Source organism: Vibrio sp. 2-Bac 85, assembly GCF_037546705.1.
In the GTDB taxonomy this organism is placed as follows: Bacteria; Pseudomonadota; Gammaproteobacteria; order Enterobacterales; family Psychromonadaceae; genus Psychromonas.
The window spans coordinates 1-18,684 of the sequence record NZ_JALAAB010000024.1; the positions used below are offsets into that span (position 1 = coordinate 1).

Genomic DNA, 18,684 nt, shown 5'->3' on the forward strand with positions numbered 1-18,684 from the left:
TGTTTTTGTACATTTAGCTATTTTCTATATTTAGCTTTTTTCTACACTCAGTTATTTTTTGTAAGCATTACTTATTCTGAGTTGAGATCACATATCTAATTTATGGCGTTATTAAAAACACTTTCCCTAGGCGCTTGCCGTGGGATCGTTTATGCTATTTATACTCTTGAAATATTATGGGTATCAATTCTTCAAAGCAACTTATTAAAAAGGAAAGACTATGCGTATCACTGCTAATTTCGATGCAGGCAATATTGAAGTTATTAATTTAGATGATAAAAAAGATATTCAGCTGGCTATTCGTCCTGATGTTGGAAACGAGTTCTTTCAGTGGTTTAACTTTCGCATAGAGGGTGAGGTTGGTGAACAATATATTCTTAATATTCTCAATGCTGGTCAAGCCTCTTACATTGAAGGCTGGGAAAACTACCAAGCGGTAGCTTCCTATGACCGTCAACATTGGTTTAGATTACCAACATTTTATAAAGATGGAAAACTCACTATTGTCGCCGATATGGACTGCGAAAACATTCAGATTGCTTATTTCGCTCCCTACAGTTATGAACGTCATCAAGACTTATTAGCGGCAGTGCAGATGCATCCATTAGTCAGTTTAGAGCATCTTGGTGAAACCATTGACCAACGTGATTTAACCTTGGTTAAAATCGGAGACGGGGATACTAATAAACGTAATATTTGGATCACAGCACGTCAGCATCCTGGTGAAACAATGGCGGAATGGCTGGTGGATGGGCTCTTACATAGTTTGTTAGATAGCGATAATTCAACTGCTAAATTATTGTTAGATAAAGCGAATTTTTATGTGGTGCCAAACATGAATCCTGATGGCAGTGTGCGTGGACATCTGCGTACTAATGCTCTTGGTGTGAATTTAAATCGTGAATGGTTAAACCCAAGTTTAGAAAAAAGCCCTGAAGTATTTCATGTTGTGAATAAGATGAAAGAGACTGGTGTGGATCTATTTTATGATGTTCATGGCGATGAAGCTTTGCCTTTTGTATTTTTAGCTGGCTCTGAAGGTGCTCCAAGTTATAATCTACGACTTGCTGGATTACGTGAACGTTTTTCTGACGTACTTAAACTAGCCAGTGCCGATTTCCAATCTCAATTTGGTTATGACGTTGATGCGCCAGGTGAAGCAAATATGACCGTGGCAACTAATTGGGTTGCAGAACAATTTGATTGTCTTGCAAATACTTTAGAAATGCCATTTAAAGATAACGATAACTTACCCGACCCAACCATGGGGTGGTCGCCTGAGCGTTCAATAAAACTAGGTGAAGCATCTTTAGTAGCAATGTTAGCTGTGGTTGATGATTTACGTTAATTTCCGCTATTGGAAGTGTTGAATATAACGTATCAAATGAGTCGTTTACAAAGGCGACTCATTTGATTGCTGATTAAGTTGATTACTATTAATAAAAATTCAGGATAAAAACTTAGCGTATTCTAACTTTTGAGAACACGCTCCTTTAAAGTGTGATAATCCTCTGTGTGCCTATCTTTGGTAACACAAATACTGAGTAAATCTGCAATAAAATGAATTAATGCACGATGCTCTATCCCTCTAATCACAGTTTGAATTTCAGGCGTTAGCATGTGGTACATACTAGCGGCACCAAAATCTCCAAAAATAATATTAGCTTGCTGATCAAATAAAGTATTGTGTGCATACAAGTCACCATGACAAACCTGATTATCATGCAAGTGTTCAAATACTTGTTGCATTTGATCTACTATTTTTTTAATCGCAGTTATCGGTAGGCTAAACTCTGGATCAAAGGTATCGCGAGTACAAGTGTTAAAATCCGGTGGCAACCCTAAGTTTTTAAAGTGTGTTGGAATCAATGCCATGATCAATGCTAGATAACCCTTTTCATTAACCTGTGCGATAGACTCAATAAGGTTGTTATGAGCACCTACTTTTAAACAAGCTTGTAATTCATCTTGAGGATAACCATCACTAGTGACTTCGCCTTTGAATACCTTAACTGCTACCTGTTCAGGAAAGTCACAGAGAGTGGTTGCAGTTGTTTCATGCCATTGTGCTTTATAGATAACGCCCGATGCGCCCTGACCAAGTACTTCTAATAACGTGTAATGATCCGATGATACTTCGGGTACAGTTTGAATATGCAAATCGGTTTGACAAAAAGGATTACCAGCAAAAGCAAACCAAGCCAGTTTAGGCAGCGTTAACAACTGTTTTGGAAATGTGCTTAGTTGATTGGCTGAAATACGTAATAACGCTAAATTCTCTAATCTACTAACACTTTCCGGTAGGTGTGTTAAACGATTGCCTGCTAATGCGAGTTTTTGCAAACGAGGGCGCTCGCCTAATGTTTCTGGCAAGGTAACTATCTGATTATCCGTTAAAATTAACCAACGTAATAACAGAGGTAATGAATTTGCTGGTACCTCTTTTATTTGGTTGGCTTTAAAACCCACCATTTCTAATAATGGGCATGCCCCTAAGGCAACGGGTAATACTTCAAAACAGTTGTTAGAGGCAAAAATAATCTTCAGTTTAGTGAGTTGAGATATTTGTTCTGGCAGTGTGCTTAGTTGATTATTGGATAGATCTAATATCTCCAAGGTATCTGCGAGTGTTAAAATTTCCATTGGAAATTCAGTTAATTTTTCAGAAATTTGTAGGCGTTTAATACCTATTAATTGACCTGCTTTCAGTTGTGCAATGGTGTGCAAATTATTTCCTCATGAGCGTAAATCATTATTTTATTAGCACATAATATAATAAATAAGCTGCTAATACCCACATCAGAATAGCTATCACAAGATCAATGACCTGTTGGCTTTTCGGTTTGGATAAAATAGGTGCTAGTTTTTGACCCAATAAAGCCAGAGCAAAAAACCATATAAATGAAGCACTCACACCTCCTAATACAAACCATGGGCGTTGATCGGCTGTTAAGTTGGCGGCAAAACCACCTAAAATGACAATAGTATCAATGTAAACATGCGGGTTTAAGATAGTGAATGCACAACAGGCAATTAAAATAGCTTTGAACCCACGGTTTTTATGGTCGGTAGTGAGGTTATTACCACCCTTAAATGCGCTTTTAAAACATAAAAAACCGTAATAGGCCATAAATACAGAACCGATAACGCCAATACTTGTTAATAACCAAGGGTAGGCATTAAATACTTTTGCCCCTCCCCATACACCCGCAGACATAAATACGGCATCGGCAATAGAGCAGAAACTGGCAACAAATAGGTGATATTGACGCTTAATACCCTGGTTTAATACAAACGCGTTTTGCATTCCAATGGGCATTATTAAAGTCGCCATCAAGGTGAGGCCGGTAAAATAAGTGCTTAACATAATTACTCATTAATAATGATTATCTGAAAGAGGGCGTTACTATAAATATTTTATTGGTGTTAGTATAATTAATGTATTTAATATTAGATTAGTTTTACTAATGAAATGATCATGTGAACAAGTCATTCTCTGATTAGATAATGAGTCGTTTGCGTAAGGTGAGTGCTTAAGCTTAATAGTTAAGCTAACTATTAAGCTTAGAGCTTTATTTATCGTTTTAAATTATCGTTTTAAATTATCGTTTTAAATTAAAGGTTTTAAGTTAAAGATTTTAAGTCAAAGGTTTAAACAAAAGGTGTAAGTGATGGATTTAAGTAATATCGATTATAAATTACTAAAAGCACTCGATGCAGTGGTAACTGAGCAAAGCTTTGAGCGAGCGGCTCAACGGCTTTTTATTACCCAGTCTGCGGTATCGCAGCGTATTAAGTTATTAGAAAAACACTTTGGCGAGCCATTATTAATTCGCTCTTCACCACCACAGTCATCCAATCTCGGACGCTTGCTATTAGGCCATTATCAACGCGTTTTACAATTGGAAGTGGAGTTAAATCAGCAGCTAGATCTGCAAAGTAACAAGGTACAAACCTTACCCTTGGCGGTTAATGCAGACAGCTTAGCGAGTTGGTTAATCACCGCATTAAGTCCATTGTTACAGGAGAAAAATGTACAGCTTAATTTGTTCGTGCAAGACGAGTCGACTACCTGGGAAAGAATGCGCAGTGGTGAAGCATTAGCTTGTTTGAGTAGCAAAGCTAAGGCGATTAGTGGAAGTGATAGCCATTTTTTAGGTTATATGGAATATGTATGTGTTGCCAGCCCTGAATTTATTGATCGATTTTTTAAACAGGGGGTCGATAAACAAAGTTTACAGCTTGCTCCGGCCATGTCTTTTGACCAAAGCGATGATATTCATTTAGCTTTTTTACGTGAACATTTTCAATTACAAATGGGGCAATACCCTTGCCATACAGTACGTTCATCTGAAGCTTTTGTAGACATAACATTAGCCAGTGGAGCTTATAGTTTCAACAGTATATTTAATGTTCAAAGCCACTTAAAATCTGGTCGATTGATTGATATTTTGCCTGACTATAAGTTACGAGTTCCCTTGTACTGGCATTGTTGGCAGTTAGGAGGAGAGTTGATGCAACAACTAAGCGAGCAAGTAATAACCTATGCTAGGCAGGTATTAAAGTAGTAGTAAATAGCCCTTAGCGTTTCAGCTTGTTAGTTTTTTTGTCTTTTGTCTTTTGTCTTTTCTCTTTTCTCTTTTACCTTTTTTCTTTGGCATCTGGATGGCTATAAGTTCAGCTATTATGAATGTAATTGCGTTATTTATGACAATTACTATTATTTATGACAGTTTTAGCTGCCACACATCATTATTTTCTTCGATGCAAATATCCGCAAGTGTATATTTTTTCAATTCTTCAATAAAGGCATTCATTGCTTTATCTAAAATAGGTTTTACTAAGCAAGCACTTCTTAGTCGACAGGGAGGTTCGGCACAGTTGACAGGGTCCAATGACTTTTCCATTGCTTGTACCACCTCACCTAAGTTAATTAAGTGAGCGGATCTGGCCAATTTTACGCCACCACTTTTGCCTCTAACCGTTTCAATAAAGCCTGCTTGCCCCAAGTGTTGCACGACCTTAGTAAGGTGATTAAAAGAGATATTAAATACCGACGCAATATCTGTTGCTGTCGATAATGAGTCTTTCCCATCCTGCATTTCAATATATCGTTTTTCTAAATAAATCAAAACGCGAATTGCATAGTCCGTATGTTTAGTTAACTGCATTTTAATCCTTTGCACGCCGATAGGCATCGAGTGTGTTTATTATTTCAAGCGACTCATGCAAAGCGAGTGACTTTTAGTGAAACTTATTATGCATTTAGTTTGCATGTTTTAAAAGAAGCATTTAAGATGCGTATTATAAATTTTAACAAGTATTTTAAATGCAACTTATGGGGTAGGTCATGTTAACTGATAATGAAATAAAAATAATTAAAGCAAGTGCACCAGCATTGGCAGAGTATGGCGAGCAGATCACTGGCCGTTTTTACCAAATTTTATTGCAAAATAATCCTGAACTATGCAATATTTTTAACATGACCAATCAAAAAACGGGCAATCAAAAACAAGCGTTAGCAATGGCTGTATATGCCTTTGCAAAGTACGTTGATAATTTATCGGTTATTTTAGGCGATGTTGAACGCATTGCTCAAAAGCACGCGAGTTTAGGTATTAAAGCTGAACATTACCCATTAGTTGGCAGTGCTTTATTAGCTGCTATTAAAGAGATATTAAACCCTGGTGATGAAGTGCTTGCTGCTTGGGCAAGTGGTTATGGTTTGTTGGCTAATGTGTTTATTGAGCGAGAAAAAGAACTGTATCAAGAAAGTGCTGAAAAAGAAGGTGGTTGGGTAGCAACGCGTGAATTCACTGTTGTTTCAAAACGACAAGAAACGCCTTTAATTACATCATTTTATTTGCAACCTACAGACCAAGGTGCAGTGAGTCAATATGAAGCAGGACAATATATAGCATTGCATTTACATCCCGTTGGCCATCAGCATCATCAAATTCGTCAATACAGTCTTTCGGGCGCTTTTGATGCTAAAGGTTATCGAATTTCTGTTAAAAAAGAAGCAAGTGAGCAGGGTGAAGGCGTTATTTCTAATTACCTACATAAGCAACTCAATGAAGGTGATGTTATTCAAGTGTCTAATCCCTATGGTGAGTTTGTATTAACAGCTTCGCAAAACCCAGTGGTATTGATCAGTGGTGGTGTTGGTATTACGCCAATGCAAGCAATGTTAGAAACACTAGTCGTTGATTATCCGACTCGAGAAGTACATTTTGTACATGGTGCGCTAGATCAAGAGCATCATGCCTTCAAACCCTATTTAGATAAGTTAATCGCAGATAATAAAGCTAACGGACATCTTTTTTATCAACAAGCTGGCACTGTCAATCAAGGACAGCATCAAGGCATGATCAATATGGAAACTATTAAAGCAGACTTACCAATGGCTGAAGCTGAATTTTATCTGTGTGGTCCGTTAGCGATGATGAAAGCTGTTTATCAACAACTTAAAACCTTACAAGTAGCCGATTCGCAAATTTTCTATGAAGTATTTGGTCCAGCTAAAACATTAGCCGATTAATGATGTTTATGGCCTGCTTTATCGATTACAAGATAAAGTAGGCTGAGCATGCACTTATTTTTAAGTGCTATTTAAGCTACTTAACCTTTGCTCGAATATCTGCTAACTCTTGTTGTAATGCTTTTAAACGTTTTGCATACTGCTCTGGTAGGTGCGTATTATTAAGCAATATAAAACTATTTTGACATTGCTTAATTAGTGCTTGATGATCTTTTCGCTGCGGCATTTCTTGCAACATTTTAATAAATACCTGAGAGCGGTTTAATAATGCCCCGGTATTCACTGGCTCTAATGCTAATGCTTGATCAAAACTTTCAATTGCTTGCGAGAATTGTTTTTCTCTAAAAAATTTAATACCTAATTTATTATAATTAGTGAAACTGTTAATACGGTTATCAAGTAATTCGCCAGTATGTTTTTTAATACTAAGCTGAGTACTTTGATCTACAATATTACGTTGCTCAAGTTCAGCTAAAAAAGGGCTAGCCTCTTCAAATTCTCCTATATCTAGCAATGAAAATAAACTTTCAGTTAAAAAAGTGGTATCAAAATCTGCAACTTCTTCAGTCGTATTGCTTAAAGTATTAAATATACGGCGCTTTGCTTTTAATGGTTCATTAAGTGCTAACAGCACATTCGCCTGATATATTTGGTCAAAACCATCGAAGTTAAAATCTTTATTTTTACCCTCTTCAAAGCGACTTTGGTAGAGTGTTGAAGCTACTTTTTTTAATATATCTTTGCGCTTTTTCATATCATCTTCTTTCTTTGCAAAGGCAACAATACTGCGCAAATAATTGGCAAGATGACATGGGTCAGGATAAAACGAGTTACGACTTAAGTGCAAGATAGAGGCATAACTGCTTAGCATTAAAATGTATTCTTCCATTTCCGTGGCTAATAATGCGACTTCCTGATGGCGTTCAATACTATGATGTGTTGTTGTCGCGGCATGGCTCAATATATTCAAGGCATTTTGCAATTGCCCGTCATGTTTGTAAGCACGGGCTAACCATTGATAAGCTTCCATTTGCATCGGTGCATAGGAAATTAAACGCGTTAATACTTCAATAGACTTTGTATAATCTTCCTGTAAAAAATATAACCTACCTAAACTGATGCTCGGGTGTACTAATGGTCTTAGGTCTACCATTGGTTTCAAAATTCTTTCTGCATTACTAAATTGCCCCATTTGAATATAAATGTCAGCTAATACATTTTTACATAGGGCACGAAATTTAGGTTCTGCATCAATCTTTTGTTGGCAAAGTGAAATCGCCACCTCAAACTTATCATTATTGACTGCTTCATTTATTTCCTGCAGTACTTGCTTTCGTTGCATTGCTGCTGTGAGACGATTACTTAGTTGTATAGGTGAAAATGGTTTCATTAGGTAGTCATCGGGCGATTTTTCCATCGCTGTCAATACCATTTTTTTATTACTGTCCCCGGTGATAATGAAGCACAACGCATGCTCAGGTATTAAGTCATTTCGCTTCAGGTAATCAAATAATTGCACTCCATTTTTACCGCCACCTAAGTTGTAGTCCAACAGGTAGATATCAAATTGGTCAAGGTTAGTTATACGCGCCGCTTGCTCTGCAGATTCTGCAAACGTAATGTTTTCTGCCCCCTGATTAGTGAGCATTGCTTTAAGCATTACATGGAATGCTTTTTGGTCATCGACGATGAGTATTTTTTTATTACGATAACTAAACATTGTGAGGATCTTTAATTAATAACAAAAAGTAATAATAAAGCATTTAATTTTGCACCATTTATACACTAGTTAATGAACTGCCAACTGCTAAGCACAGCTTAATATTGATAATTATTAGTTATAAAGCACTTAATTCAATTACAAATGTAACAATAATTAATACCAACCACTTTATCAAACGATTGATTAACATTCAGTAAAGCAGATCAAAGACTAAAGGCAAGGCAATAATAAAAACAGATAAATTCTAGTGAATAAAAAATAGTAGTTAAATAGAGATAAATAAAAGGGATTTTATATATTTGCAACGAAGTTGCATGGGAAGTGAAATGGTGGAGGGAGGTGGATTCGAACCACCGAAGCTTTCGCGACAGATTTACAATCTGTTCCCTTTGGCCACTCGGGAACCCCTCCGTTATTTCGAGTGAGATAATATCAGAAAAATTTCGCTTGTGAAGAAGAAACTTTAAAAAAACATTAAATAAAATCAATTTGTTGCCGATAAAGAGAATACTTCAACAAGGAATCTTTCTTTTAGTATGAATATTGAGCAACTTAATCAACAGATAGTAATCAACGAGTGGCAATTAGGGCAGCAGCTAAACACTGCTGTGCAAAATGGCACCCGTGATAAATTTAATTTGTTATTAAGTTTGTTATCCGATGATGCGCGTGATTTTGCGCAATTCACTGGGCGAGTTGAGCAAAGCGAAGTAGAAAAGAAGATTGATCTACGCGCTTATTTTGATTTGCCAAAAGCACAACCTCTAGTTAATACTGGGCCAAGCGCGAATGTTTTAGCCGAGTTGAACAGTGACTTACATAATAACAAACTCACTGATATTCGTTTTAAACAACTGCTGGCTAATGAAGCATTATTATCAAAGCAAGTCAGTGGCGAGTTCCCTGATGATGTTTTAGACAACTTACCTCTTTTGAAAAAACAACGCGTAAATGCCGCTTATCAATCAACACTCTCGAGTTCTGTAAATGATAAAGAGGTGAGTGCCTACGCTACTGATGCATCCTCTTCGATCGGTATGGATGTGAGTTTATTAGATGAATATAAAAACTTAGACTTAGAAAATAAACCGTTACGCGTACATTACGCTTAAGCTGTGTTTAGATTCATTTAATTACAAATAATGACGCAGTTTTTATTACAGTCTAGATTTTTTACTTGAACTGCTCGATCTTTGTTAATGACCCTGTAAATAATTTTACCTATCACCTTCTTATTATATGAATATTTGTATTGGTTAGGGATTAATACTGGCCGCTCTGAACTTGATGACCAATACGCGGTCATAAATTCAAGTTTCATTTTAAAGTATAATTAATACCTTAAAATATCTTATTAATTATAATGTTATATATCAGGGTAAACGTGTTTATGGGAAGTAAAATAGCTAAATTCACAACTAAAAGAGCCACTAAAACCACGGCGATGATAGTGATTGTTGGCTCTCTAACCACCTCATTGTCAGCTTGTGTGGGTAGTAATGCGGTGACTGACAAGGTGATGCAGTTCAATTTGGAAGTGGTAGACAATCGCTATGGTCGTGGTGGTATTAATATTCTATTGATCCCTGTGTATGCATTAACACTGGCTGTTGATGTTGTTATTTTTAATGCACTTGAGTTTTGGACAGGTGAAAACCCATTAAATGGCGAACCACATATTTTTGATTCTAAAGTTAAAACTATGTACAAAGTGAATGAAAAAGTGGACCCTGCCTTAACTAGACCCCCCCTAAAACCATTACAAAAAACACAAGTGGATCATAACTCAGCTGAAAAATCGGTGTATTCGATGCAAGTTAATCCAGTTAATAGTAAAACAATTGATTATAATATTGTTTATACAAATGGTGAAAAAGCGGTATTACGAGGAGAGAAAGTAGGGGAATTAGTGACTTTTTCTTTAAATGGTGAGTTTGTCACAATGGCTTCGCTTGATGAATTAAGCGACTTTATGACACCAAAGTCTTAATACTAATAACGCTAAATAGTTGATCTATTGTTTAGTGACCAATTACAAACAAAAAAACCTTAACAATTGTTAAGGTTTTTTATTATCAGCTATTGCTCGCTTTTTACTCTTAAACGGAAAGCTAGCTATAAAAGACAGCTATACAAGACAGTTATAAAAGACAGCTATACAAGACAACTATAAAAGAGATAAGTATAAAAGCTATTACCTAAAAACAACGGTGCGGTTAGCATATACAAATACTTTATCATCTAACACACGTTGTAATGCGCGGCTTAATACTGATTTCTCTACATCTCGGCCTGCTTTTGCTAATGCTTCCGCATCATAAGCATGGTCAATATGTGCTACATCCTGAGTAATAATAGGACCTTCATCGAGGTCATTATTAACAAAATGCGCCGTTGCACCAATGATTTTAACACCACGGTCAAACGCTTGCTGATAAGGTTTAGCACCAATAAAAGCTGGTAAGAAAGAGTGGTGAATGTTAATTAATTTGTTGGCATAGGTTTCAACAAAATTTGGCGTTAAAATACGCATATATTTAGCTAAAATCACGTAATCCGGTGTATACGGTGCAATCGCTTCTAATACCTTTTGTTCGTGCTCTTCACGTGTAAGACCGTCATGGCTTACTGTGTGGTAAGGAATATTGAACTTAGTGACTAAATCTTCTAAGGTATCGTAATTCCCAATTACCGCAGCAATCTCTACATCAATACCGCCATAGGTACTTTTCATTAAAATATCACCAATACAATGTGCTTCCTTAGTGACTAAAATAACAATGCGTTTACGTTGGTTTGCACTGATCAAAGAGCGAGTAGAACCCTTTGGTAGATTTAAATCTAAATCTGCTAATAGCGTATGGTCGTTAAAAATGCCTTCAATCTCTGTGCGCATAAAAAAACGATTATATTGATGGTCAACAAACTCATCATTCTTAACGATGTTTAATTGGTGTTTTTGACAGATATTAGTAATTTGTGCGATTAACCCTTTTGAGTCGGGGCAATTTGTTAGTAATGTTTTCTTTTCCATTATTTTCTCTATTGGTTCAATTTTGCTGTTAAGCACAGCATTTTTTATATTTTTTGCCACTACCGCAGGGGCATGTGTCATTGCGCCGTATCTTACCTGATTTTTCACTAGGATAAAAAGTTCCGTCGCAATAAAGCCATTGTTGATGATCTTTCACAAAGTTAGAAAGTTCGTGATGGCAACTTAATTGTCCTTGATCTTCATACCAAGCTTTAAATTCTACGGTTCCCGTATCTGCAGCCATTGTTGTATTAATAATATCGAGGCGTTTCCAATCTAATGACTTTTCAGATAATTGTGCCACGGTTAAATCACCTAGATAATCAAGGTGATAGGTCGAGAATAAATATTCACCGAGTTGTAAGCAGAATGCGCTAAAACGAGATCGCATTAATTGTTCACAGGTAGCTGGCTTTTGTTGTAGGTCATGAAAGGGTTGGCAGCAGTCTTGATAGATTTTTCCACTACAACAAACACAAAGTGTATTCTTCATTTCTCTCTTTCCTATAAAAGTCCATAAAAGGTCAATAAAAAAAGCCCATAAAAAAAGCGCTCATTGAGCGCTTTATTGTATCAATCAATAATAATACTTATTTTTGTGCGTAAGCGTCATTATGGATGCCTGCAGCACGACCCGAAGGATCTGCATTATTTTGGAAACTTGCGTCCCATGCTAATGCTTCAACCGTTGAACAAGCAACAGATTTGCCATGAGGAACACATTCTGCCGCACTGTCTAGTGGGAAATGGCCTTCAAAAATACTACGGTAGAAGTAAGCTTCTTTAGTATCTGGCGTGTTAATAGGGAATTTGAACTCTGCTGCAGCAAGTTGTTGATCCGTCACTAGCGTCGCAACATGCTCTTTTAGTGTATCAATCCAGTTGTAACCAACACCGTCAGAGAACTGTTCTTTTTGACGCCATAATACTTCAGGTAATAATTGACCATCAAAGGCTTCGCGAAGAATATTTTTCTCAATTTTACCGTCTTTGATCATTTTAAGTTCAGGGTTAGTACGCATTGCTATGTCTAAGAACTCTTTGTCTAAGAAAGGTACACGCGCTTCAACACCCCAAGCGGCCATTGATTTGTTAGCACGTAAACAGTCAAACATATGTAGCTTGCTTAATTTACGGTTTAACTCTTCATGGAACTCTTTTGCATTAGGCGCTTTATGGAAGTATAAGTAACCACCGAATATTTCATCAGCACCTTCACCAGAAAGTACCATTTTAATACCCATTGCTTTGATTTTTCGTGCCATCAAGTACATTGGTGTAGAAGCTCGAATAGTCGTTACATCGTAAGTTTCTAAGTGGTAAATTACTTCTTTTAATGCATCAATACCATTTTGTACGGTAAAGATAATCGGGTGGTGAATAGTACCTAGTTCATCAGCAACTTTTTGTGCTGCTGCTAAATCAGGTGAACCTTCAAGACCAACAGAGAAAGAGTGAAGTTGTGGCCACCAAGCGCCAGTTTCATCATTGTCTTCGATACGCTGTTTAGCAAATTTTTGCGTGATTGCAGAAATAACTGATGAATCTAAACCACCAGATAATAAAACACCGTAAGGTACATCACACATCAATTGACGTTTAACAGAATCTTCTAGTGCTTTACCAATTTCAGCAGCACTGCCACCATTATCTTTAACTGCATCATATTCCATCCAATCACGAACGTAATATTTAGTTAATTCACCGATTTCACTGTCTAAGTAATGCCCTGGTGGGAACTCAGATACTTTTGAACAAATTGGTGTTAAAGCTTTCATTTCAGATGCAACATAGTAGTTACCATGCTCATCCCAACCTTGATACAAAGGAATAATCCCCATGTGGTCACGGCCGATTAAGTATTTGCCTTTTTCTTCGTCATATAAACAAAAAGCAAAGATACCGTTTAGATCATCTAAAAACGCATTACCTTTCTCTTCATATAAACCAAGAATGATTTCACAGTCTGATTTAGTTTTAAATTGGTAACCACAAGTTAATTCAGCTTCTAATTCTTTGTGATTGTAGATTTCACCATTAACCGCAAGTATGTGTGTATTATTTTGATTGTATAAAGGCTGTGCACCATTATCCACGTCAACGATAGAAAGACGTTCATGAACAAGGATCGCTTTATCAGAAGAATAAACACCAGACCAATCTGGGCCACGATGACGAAGCAGTTTTGACATTTCAATTGCTTGTTGGCGCAATGCGATAGGATCGCTTTTAATGTCGAGCACACCAAAAATAGAACACATAAGGTTACCTTTTTTATTGTAAACGGGGATTAAAGTAGCCCGTTACTTCTTGAATTACTTCTAAGCGTAAGATTATTAAACAATTCGCTTAGTGATCAAACTAGATCAACATATTGAGGTTTATGATTTTTGCAGAATAAACATCAAAAGTCACATGAAATCAGTACAATTTAGTAACAAAAAAAACTGATTCCATAATATTTGGTTCTATAAGTCGAGTTTATAGGGACTATCCGGTAAAACGTTCTCCAAATCTGACCAAACATGGCGGGCAAAACCTGCTCCGGCTTCTTCGTACATGTTAAAAACTAAATGCACGCCTAATTCGTTTAATTCGACTTCATCGGTTTTATAGTGCGCTAATGCGGCAACTTTGAAGGTATGACCATCAATTTTATTTAATTGCTCTGCGGCATAACGATTACCATTATGGTCGGGCATGGCTAATAAAATTAACTTCACATTGTCTGTAAGTTGTAATTTGCTCCAAAAATCTGAATCCAATGCATCGCCGGTGATCACGCGACGACCTGCTTCACGATGTTGCACGGTGGTATGATGGTTGTAATCAATACCCATCACTTTTTCACCGTAGGTATCTTTTAATGCGTCGTAAGCACCGACACCAATTCGGCCCATTCCCATTACTAAGATTTGAGCATCACCAACACGAACTGGTCGATCATCTTGATGTAAACGCGTTGATTGGTAACGTTTTAAGGCTAAGCTATAACGCATATAAAGCGCATCAGCATATTTATTTAATAAAGCAGAAATAATAAAACTCAGGGAGACAGCAATGGCAATAATAATTAACCAGTCCTGACTTAACCAACCTTTATGAGTTGCTAATGATGCGACAATTAAGCCGAACTCACTGTAATTGGCTAAACTGAAAGCAGCGAATAATGAGGTACGTGAACGTAGTTTAAATTTACTTAAGGTTAAGAAGTAAAAGATGATTTTACCCGCTAATAAAAGGGATAAAATACCAGCGACCATAAGGTGATCAACGTTAGGCAGACCAGATAATCCAATACTTAAAAAAAAACAAACCAGAAACAGCTCTTTTAAATTAAACAATGACCGAGCCATCTCTTTAGCACTAGGGTGACCTGCTAGCAGCATACCTGCAATCAAAGCACCTAAGTCAGCTTTCATACCGACACTTTCAAATAACCCCGCACCGACCACTAACGCTAAAAAGAAACCATATAGGACCAGTAGTTCACCATGCCCAGCCTTGTCTAATAGTTTATATAAAATAGGTCTGATTAAAGGTAAAGCCAGTAACCCTAGTGCCCACAAAGAGGGGATTTTTCCGACTGAAATAGTTAAAAATAGTACCGCAAAAATATCCTGCATGATCAGTATACCAATGGCGATACGACCATAAAGAGAGTTACTTTCACTCTTTTCTTCTAAAATTTTCACCGCAAAAACGGTACTGGAAAAGCTTAATGCAAAGGCGATGAGGACAATGCCTGCAATATCTAACTCAGAGAAAAGTGAGACACCAATTTGTTTGATCGCAAATAGCAATAACGTATAAAACACAATACTGGAAACAAGGTGGATAGTCGTTCCTGCCCACACTTCGGATTTAAATAAAGTGCGAATATTGAGTTTTAAGCCAATAGAAAAAAGCAACAAGGTCACGCCTAAATCAGCAAACGTTACTAAAGCATCAGTGGATTCAAAACCAAAAAAATTAAGGCTAAAACCGGCTAATAAAAAACCAACCATAGGCGGTAGTCCGGTTAAATTAATTAACATTCCAAAGCTAAAGGCAACGCCTATAAAGAGTAATATTGTGCTATCCATGAGTTCTCTTATTGTAAATGGGTGATTGTTTTTATCTGAATTTAAGTTTTTAAATCATTTTCAGTATTGTTATTCAACATCTTTGAAATTTTAAGTCTTATTTTTTTATAAATATGTATTGTAAATATGCGTCGTAAATATATTTCTAAATTTTAGTGTCACCATTGTTATCTTTGTATTTTTTCATAAGCATGAAGAAAAAGGCATTACTTTACTTAAATAAATTTATGACCTTATTGCGACATAGTTTATGAGATTGGTGTAGCTAGGACAACGACTCATTGCTTGAGAGGTCAGTACTCTTATCTGCAAATCGCATTTAAAAGTTCACTTAAAACAATGTCATTGGAGTCGAAGTTGTTGATTCGGATTGTTGTTCTGATTCAGGCCTGAATGCATGTTCCATTGATTGTTGCTGTTGGTTCTTTTGCAATTGCAGGTTTTGCGGTTGAATATATTCAACAAAAGTAGTGGTATCGGGCCAGAAACGATATACGTTTAATATAATACTGTCTTTCAGTGTCCATTGAAAACTCGCTTCACCTTTAAGTGCTTCACCAATAGATAAGTGGGGTTGCCCATAACGTTCAGTTAATTGTTGTTTTATTTTACCTATCAATGCCGGATTATTACGGCCAACAAAAGTATAGGTAGCTTTGACGAATTGATTTTCTCGTGTGTAGTTAATGTTCAGCTCACTAGAGCCTTTGATCATGGCGCCGGTAAAATAACGATCTGCCCATTGACTATTATCTTCTGACAAAACTTTAATCGATTGCTGCTTTATTTTTTCACGTAATAAAGCGCGGTCGGCACAACTGATTAACTCAGAGAATAATAAAGTTGTCGCGGTAGCTAAACATTGCTCATGGCTTACTAGTTTTTCTAACTTTGTTTTTGCCCAAGTCTGCGATGCTTTTTTATACAATGCTATCGCTTCAGCTTTGTTAACCTTAGTAAAAATGCCATGTTCATAAAAGTAAGCTAATTTAGCATGCGCTAATTTAAAACCTAATGCGGAAGCATATTGATAATTTTTAAATGCCTTCTGTAAGTTTCTACTTATATCATGTGGATAACCAGAAGTACCATATTCATATATTTGTGCCAGTTGATAATAAGCTTGTGCATGGTCACGGCGCGATGCTTGCGTATACCATTCTATAGCCACCTGAATATTTTTAGCGGTGCCTTTACCCATCTGTGATAAATAACCAAGTCGATATTGAGCATCGGTATTGCCTTGCAATGCCGCTTGACGAAACCAAACTAAAGCCTGTGGGAAATTTGCAGGTGAGCCTTGTCCTAGTTCTAACAATCGCCCTAATTGATAAGCTGAGGGGGAATAACCGTTATTAGCAGATTTTGTATAAAGCTGAATAGCTTTAGGGTAGCTTTGCTTTTCTCCTAAGCCTTTTTCATAAATCATCGCTAATTCATATTGAGCTGCAAAGTTTTTTTGATTCGCGGCTTTTTGATACCAATAAATGGATTTTTTATAGTCTTGCTTTATGCCTAAGTTATTATCGGGAGGGCTTTGATATAACTTACCTAAGCTTACTTGCGCATTAACATGACCTTGTTCTGCAGATTGTTGATACCAATAGATGCTTTGTTTGATGTCCCGTTCGGTGCCAATCGCGTTGAAATAATAATCACCCGCTTGGTATTGTGAAATGGCATCACCTTGTTTTGCAGCGAGCAAAAAATAGTGCAGTGCTTGGCTATAATCTTGCTTAATACCTGCTCCTTTAGCATACATGGTTGCAGTTACATATTGTGCAGCAGGGTTACCTTGCATCGCTGCTTTTTGATACCAATAAATTGCTTTTTTGAAATCTTTTGGCACACCTTGTCCACTTTCATACATCCAACCGATTGTATATTGAGCTGCAGGGTCGCCTTGTGTTGCGAGTGGAAGCCAGATTTGTACCGCTTTTTTATAATTTCCAGACTGCGCTGCTTCATAGCCATCGGTGAATTTAGCTTGCGCGAAAAGGTGTCCTGAAAAACAGAACAGTAAAATAGATGAAATAAGTAAGAGGGGTACTTTCAGCATCATGCCGATGATAAATTCCATGTATAAAAAATTGATATCATTTTATTATAACACTACCCATTTAGTTAGGCTTATTTATATTTATTTAATGAGAAGTAGTCTCAGTCACATTAATATTGGTCAGCTCATTAATTTTATATCAAAAATCAGTTTACCTTGCTGATTTTTGTATCTTTAAAGGTAACGAGTATAAACTCTCTCAATGAAAATATGAGCAAAAATATCCAGAGTTTGAGCACTAATCATTGCTTAAAAACAGCTGATGTTATTTATATTAAGGGCTTGTTTTGAATTGAGGTAATTATTTTTTTAATGTCTTCTTCTGATAGGTGCTTGGTCTCTTTATCTAAATCGCTATTTCCAAACCAATCATGGCTTATTGATGCACCTTGTTTAATGGTGTGTATGACTGAATCAGCAGACAGATATAAGTTGTGGATTATAAGAGGTTGTACCGAAAAGGTATCCCCAGTATTGGCTATTTCTAAAGACAATACGCCATCAATTAAACTAGCCACGGCCACCCAACCTTTTTGTACAATATATGTTTCTTTAATCGCTTGATGATGATGGCTGTTTTGCCAGACCCCATGCTTTGCGTTTACAGTTCGTATATAGGAACTTCCATCCTCACTTGTTAATCTAAAGCGCAGCTCTCCACTTTGCATTTTTTCGTGTTGAAATGTGATCCCATAATCACTTGTTGCAATGTTATTAGTAATTTTAGCCATAATTATTCCATTTAAGAAAAGCTTTAAAGAATAACTTTATAATACCTTCAAAATACCAATCCTACTAAATAGATGCTCAATATTGTTGGTTAATATTACATCGTTTTTGCTTAATTAGTCTGCTAAAAGCAGAAGGCTCTGGGCCTAAATCGTTATAATGGTTAGCTCTGATTAAATGTGAAACTTAGCATTATTGTTCTTCGAGTGAAATAGAAGGGGGGGAGTTGAGAGATAAAGAGCAAAACAGCATGTGTGCTGTTATTGACTCTTAATACAGATGTCGTCTTCGCTTTTGCTGCAGCAGAGTAATACTTCACCATCTTTCAAATAAGCTAATGGGAAATCGCTATAATTTGCAGTGCCAGCTAGCAAAATAGAACGGCAAGCGCCACAGTGCCCATCTCGACAATGAAACTCAACGGACACCGCTTGAGACTCTAAATTCTCAAGCAATGTCTTGTTCGGATCAAGCGGGTAGGGTTTGCCGTTATAAGTCAGTGTTGATGACATT

The 18,684-nt window shown here is 36.7% G+C and carries 16 protein-coding genes and 1 tRNA gene; 5 read left to right on the forward strand and 12 right to left on the reverse strand.

Annotated features, from left to right (window positions below; all coding sequences use genetic code 11):
• Positions 1 to 220: 220 nt before the first annotated feature.
• Positions 221 to 1,348 carry a M14 family metallopeptidase gene (locus MT390_RS18345; protein WP_166369597.1) on the forward strand — a complete coding sequence of 376 codons (1,128 nt, stop codon included), beginning with the start codon at positions 221 to 223 and terminating at the stop codon, positions 1,346 to 1,348.
• Between the two features lie 122 nt (positions 1,349 to 1,470).
• Here the strand turns inward: MT390_RS18345 and MT390_RS18350 are convergent, their stop codons facing one another.
• Together MT390_RS18350 and MT390_RS18355 are read right to left on the reverse strand one after the other, a co-directional pair.
• Positions 1,471 to 2,727, reverse strand: coding sequence for a leucine-rich repeat-containing protein kinase family protein (locus MT390_RS18350; RefSeq protein ID WP_499442597.1), 1,257 nt, complete (start codon positions 2,725 to 2,727; stop codon positions 1,471 to 1,473).
• A gap of 25 nt (positions 2,728 to 2,752) precedes the next feature.
• On the reverse strand, positions 2,753 to 3,367 hold the full coding sequence (locus tag MT390_RS18355) for a LysE/ArgO family amino acid transporter (RefSeq protein WP_299666023.1): 615 nt from the start codon (positions 3,365 to 3,367) through the stop codon (positions 2,753 to 2,755).
• 304 nt (positions 3,368 to 3,671) lie between these two features.
• Between MT390_RS18355 and MT390_RS18360 the strand changes: the two genes are divergently transcribed.
• On the forward strand, positions 3,672 to 4,568 hold the full coding sequence (locus MT390_RS18360) for a LysR family transcriptional regulator ArgP (protein ID WP_499442599.1): 897 nt from the start codon (positions 3,672 to 3,674) through the stop codon (positions 4,566 to 4,568).
• Between the two features lie 156 nt (positions 4,569 to 4,724).
• Here the strand turns inward: MT390_RS18360 and MT390_RS18365 are convergent, their stop codons facing one another.
• On the reverse strand, positions 4,725 to 5,171 hold the full coding sequence (locus MT390_RS18365) for an RrF2 family transcriptional regulator (protein ID WP_166369605.1): 447 nt from the start codon (positions 5,169 to 5,171) through the stop codon (positions 4,725 to 4,727).
• Between the two features lie 179 nt (positions 5,172 to 5,350).
• On the opposite strand from MT390_RS18365, the gene hmpA reads away from it, so the two are divergent.
• Complete coding sequence (gene hmpA / locus MT390_RS18370) at positions 5,351 to 6,541, forward strand: NO-inducible flavohemoprotein (RefSeq protein WP_166369607.1); 1,191 nt, start codon at positions 5,351 to 5,353, stop codon at positions 6,539 to 6,541.
• A 76-nt stretch (positions 6,542 to 6,617) separates the two neighbouring features.
• Here hmpA and MT390_RS18375 read toward each other — a convergent pair whose 3' ends face one another.
• Complete coding sequence (locus MT390_RS18375; RefSeq protein ID WP_166369609.1) at positions 6,618 to 8,261, reverse strand: response regulator; 1,644 nt, start codon at positions 8,259 to 8,261, stop codon at positions 6,618 to 6,620.
• Between the two features lie 330 nt (positions 8,262 to 8,591).
• Positions 8,592 to 8,675, reverse strand: a tRNA-Tyr gene (locus MT390_RS18380).
• 125 nt (positions 8,676 to 8,800) lie between these two features.
• Here MT390_RS18380 and MT390_RS18385 point away from each other — a divergent pair.
• Entirely contained in the window at positions 8,801 to 9,376 is a 576-nt protein-coding gene (locus tag MT390_RS18385) for a VC2046/SO_2500 family protein (protein ID WP_499442602.1), read from the forward strand.
• Positions 9,377 to 9,654: 278 nt separating this feature from the next.
• Positions 9,655 to 10,254, forward strand: coding sequence for a DUF3332 family protein (locus tag MT390_RS18390; protein WP_499442604.1), 600 nt, complete (start codon positions 9,655 to 9,657; stop codon positions 10,252 to 10,254).
• A gap of 204 nt (positions 10,255 to 10,458) precedes the next feature.
• Here MT390_RS18390 and purU read toward each other — a convergent pair whose 3' ends face one another.
• The 7 genes from purU to yfaE form a co-directional block, all read right to left on the reverse strand.
• The gene (gene purU, locus MT390_RS18395) at positions 10,459 to 11,298 is read right to left on the reverse strand and encodes a formyltetrahydrofolate deformylase (RefSeq protein WP_166370008.1); all 840 of its coding nucleotides are present in this window, start codon (positions 11,296 to 11,298) and stop codon (positions 10,459 to 10,461) included.
• Positions 11,299 to 11,326: 28 nt separating this feature from the next.
• Positions 11,327 to 11,791, reverse strand: a complete 465-nt coding sequence (locus MT390_RS18400) for a YchJ family protein (RefSeq protein ID WP_499442606.1) — start codon at positions 11,789 to 11,791, stop codon at positions 11,327 to 11,329.
• A gap of 97 nt (positions 11,792 to 11,888) precedes the next feature.
• Entirely contained in the window at positions 11,889 to 13,559 is a 1,671-nt protein-coding gene (gene asnB, locus MT390_RS18405; RefSeq protein WP_166369615.1) for an asparagine synthase B, read from the reverse strand.
• A 207-nt stretch (positions 13,560 to 13,766) separates the two neighbouring features.
• Positions 13,767 to 15,383, reverse strand: coding sequence for a cation:proton antiporter domain-containing protein (locus MT390_RS18410; protein ID WP_166369617.1), 1,617 nt, complete (start codon positions 15,381 to 15,383; stop codon positions 13,767 to 13,769).
• Positions 15,384 to 15,714: 331 nt separating this feature from the next.
• Complete coding sequence (locus MT390_RS18415) at positions 15,715 to 17,445, reverse strand: tetratricopeptide repeat protein (RefSeq protein WP_499442608.1); 1,731 nt, start codon at positions 17,443 to 17,445, stop codon at positions 15,715 to 15,717.
• 266 nt (positions 17,446 to 17,711) lie between these two features.
• Positions 17,712 to 18,173: a hypothetical protein gene (locus MT390_RS18420; RefSeq protein WP_499442610.1), complete on the reverse strand. Its 462-nt coding sequence runs from the start codon at positions 18,171 to 18,173 to the stop codon at positions 17,712 to 17,714.
• Positions 18,174 to 18,431: 258 nt separating this feature from the next.
• The gene (gene yfaE / locus MT390_RS18425; RefSeq protein ID WP_166369623.1) at positions 18,432 to 18,683 is read right to left on the reverse strand and encodes a class I ribonucleotide reductase maintenance protein YfaE; all 252 of its coding nucleotides are present in this window, start codon (positions 18,681 to 18,683) and stop codon (positions 18,432 to 18,434) included.
• Between the last annotated feature and the right edge of the window lies 1 nt (position 18,684).